Source organism: Streptomyces sp. BE303 (assembly GCF_036290945.1).
Taxonomy (GTDB): Bacteria; Actinomycetota; Actinomycetes; order Streptomycetales; family Streptomycetaceae; genus Kitasatospora.
Genome location: NZ_JAQYWZ010000128.1, coordinates 1 through 2,593, shown reverse-complemented (window position 1 = coordinate 2,593; position 2,593 = coordinate 1). Strand labels below are relative to the sequence as shown.

The window sequence follows — 2,593 nt, the reverse complement described above, 5'->3', positions numbered from 1 at the left end:
TCAGGTACCGGACCCCGTCCGACGTGGAGCGCCAGGCCCGGGTTGCACGGACTCTCCCTACTGAAAGTAGGACGTGCTCTGGTAGCACCACTGACGCCTGACGAGAGATCATCTCCCTCGCGACAGGAAGAACAGTACCAGCCCGGAACGGCCGTCCGAACCACGGGAGAACCCCGGACGGCCTCCCGGAGCACCCCGGGGGTCGGTCAGGCGGTGAGACCGAACCGGCGGCCGGGACGCCGGTCACGGAGCCGCGGACGCCGGCGGGGGTGCGGACGCCGCAGGGCCGCGAGGACGGCGAAGGCGAGGGCTGCGGCGGTGAAGAGGAGGAGGTGGCCGGCCTCCGGGGCGGGGCCGGCCCACCCGAGGGTGCCCCGGCGGTGTTCGACGAACCCGTTGTGGAAGAGCCAGGCGGCCAGGCCGACCAACGGGGCGGCGGACGGGCGCGAGCAGCGGCCGACGGCGGCGCACAGCACCGCGTAGCCGGCGAGCGCGACCCAGGTGGCGCGGAGCTCGCCGAGCACGGCGAGGAGCGGGACGAGTGCGGCGGAGGCGGTCAGGGCGACCGCGCCGGACATCGCGGGCCGGAGGCGGGTGCTCATGCCGTCACCGGCATCCGGACGCGGTGGTGGCGCCGGAGCGCCTCCAGCTCGCGCTGGAGCGGCGGCTTCGGGACGGCCAGCACCGGGCAGGCCGCGTGCCGGACGCAGTAGGCGGTGACCGACGGGCGCAGCGCGCGGGCGAGCGCGCCCCGGCTGCCGGCGCCGAGGACGAGCAGGTCGCCGGGCCGGTCGGCGCAGCGGACCAGAGCCTGCCCGGTCTCGCCCCGGACGGCCACGCCGCGCAGCCGGACGCCCGCCGGGGTGCCGCCGAAGGCCTGGTCGAGGGCCTCGCGCAGACGGGCCGCGGCGGCGTCGCGGCAGGCGGTGAGCAGCGGCGGGCACGGGGAGCGGCGGTAGCCGAACTCGCCGCCGACGGGGGTCCAGCAGTGCACCGCGAGGACCTCGGCGTCGAGGCGGCGGGCCTCGGCGACGGCTCGGTGCAGGGCGGCGAGGCTGCCGAGCGAGCCGCTGAGTCCGACCACGATCCGGCCCCGGCCGCCGTCGCCCTGCCCGCCGTGCTGCTCGTCGCTCTCCTGCCCGTTCCACGGGTCGATCGGGAGGTCGATCGGCTCGTCCGCGTGGGTGCCGGCGCCGCTGTCCGCCATGGCCCTGTCCGTCCTTCCGGCTGGCTGTTCACTGGTGTGGTGCTCAGCTCCAGCCAATCCCCGGCGGAGGGGGGAAGGGCCGTTCGTTGACGGAGCCCTGACGCGCGGGGCGCCGGTCCGTACGGGTTCCTGACGCGGGCGGCGGCGGCGCGGGCCCGGGAACGGGTCAGGCGCCGGGCCCGTCCGCCTCCCACAGGTCGGCGAACATCTTGTCCAGGTGCTCCTCGCCGATCGGCGGCACCGGCAGCGGGTGGGTGGCCCGGGTGCGGAAACCGTCGAGCAGCAGGGCGAGGTAGCGGCGCCAGAGGTCGGGACGGAGGTCGGTGGCGGCGGGCAGCGCGCGGCAGAGCGGGCCGAGCATGAAGAGCAGGTCCATGGTGACGACGTCGGTCCGCATGGTGCCCTGCTGCTGTGCGCGGGCGACCAGCACGCCGACCGTCTCGGCGTTGCGCCGACTGATCTCGATCATCCCGGGGACGGTGGGGATGGCCTGGGTGACCAGGTCGTTGATGCCCCGGTCGGCGGCGACCAGTTCGAAGATCCGCTCGAAGTAGCGCTCGACGGCGCCCCAGGCGTCCTCGTCGGCCAGCGCCTGCGCACCGGCGTCGCCGAGCAGCGTCGCGGCGTCCGCGAACACCTCGGCGACGAGGGCCTCCCGGGTCGGGAAGTGCCGGTACAGCGTGGCGTTGCCGACGCCCGCCTCCTTGGCGATCTGGTCGAGCGGCACGTCCAGCCCGTGCCGGGCGAACAGGTCGCGGGCGGTGGTCAGCAGCAGATCGCGGTTGCGCTGCGCATCGCGCCGCAACCGCACCGGGGGGTTCGCGCCGCCTGCGCCGCTCGCTGCCATCCCCCGACCCTAGCAACCTGGGCGTTTTCCGCCGGAAACGCCGCCCGCCACCCGGCCGGCCGGCACCCCGGCGACGGACCCGGGCGACAGACCGCCGTGACGGACCCCGGCGACGGGCCGCGCCGGTACGGCGGCGGCGTACGGGGGGCGTCCGGTGGAAGATCAGGTGGCGGTCGGAGCGGGCGGGGACCGGGGGTGACCTGCGGGGGCCCCGCCCCTCCGGCCGGCCGGGGCCGGCGCCGTCCTTCCGGGAGCCCACGGGCCTGCGGAGGATCCTGGAGAAAGGTCCGACTCGTCGACCTCACAAGGGAGTTGCCCGCATGATCCGCCTCGCCTACCGGACGCTCTCGGCCTTGGCGCTGAGCTCCGCCCTGGTCCTCGCGGCCACCCCGTCAGCCCTCGCCGACCCGCCCCAGCCGATCCCCGTGCCCCCGCCCGCCGCCACCGACATCGTCGGCGTCGGCGCCCAGGTCACGGAGTCGCTCTTCAACCAGCTCTCCACCGACTACAACGCCTCCCTCACCGCCGCCGGCAACACC

General features: G+C 76.0%; 3 protein-coding genes and 1 pseudogene. 1 reads left to right on the top strand and 3 read right to left on the bottom strand.

All coding sequences use genetic code 11. The features are described from left to right. Positions 1-206 precede the first annotated feature (206 nt). From PUR56_RS00525 to PUR56_RS00515, 3 genes are all read right to left on the bottom strand, one after another. The gene (locus PUR56_RS00525; RefSeq protein WP_329947381.1) at positions 207-602 is read right to left on the bottom strand and encodes a DUF4118 domain-containing protein; all 396 of its coding nucleotides are present in this window, start codon (positions 600-602) and stop codon (positions 207-209) included. Further along, positions 599-1,207, bottom strand: a complete 609-nt coding sequence (locus PUR56_RS00520) for a universal stress protein (RefSeq protein ID WP_329947380.1) — start codon at positions 1,205-1,207, stop codon at positions 599-601. The genes PUR56_RS00525 and PUR56_RS00520 overlap by 4 nt, the downstream gene beginning before the upstream one ends. Positions 1,208-1,373: 166 nt before the next feature. Beyond that, the gene (locus tag PUR56_RS00515) at positions 1,374-2,054 is read right to left on the bottom strand and encodes a TetR/AcrR family transcriptional regulator (protein WP_329947379.1); all 681 of its coding nucleotides are present in this window, start codon (positions 2,052-2,054) and stop codon (positions 1,374-1,376) included. Positions 2,055-2,374: 320 nt separating this feature from the next. Between PUR56_RS00515 and PUR56_RS00510 the strand changes: the two are divergent. Beyond that, positions 2,375-2,593 (top strand): annotated as a pseudogene (locus tag PUR56_RS00510) (hypothetical protein); the annotation flags it as partial.

Bases quoted from the DNA above. Each gene is read 5' to 3' on its own strand.
- PUR56_RS00525 (WP_329947381.1), bottom strand. From the start codon at position 602: ATGAGCACCCGCCTCCGGCCCGCGATGTCCGGCGCGGTCGCCCTGACC.
- PUR56_RS00520 (WP_329947380.1), bottom strand. From the start codon at position 1,207: ATGGCGGACAGCGGCGCCGGCACCCACGCGGACGAGCCGATCGACCTC.
- PUR56_RS00515 (WP_329947379.1), bottom strand. From the start codon at position 2,054: ATGGCAGCGAGCGGCGCAGGCGGCGCGAACCCCCCGGTGCGGTTGCGG.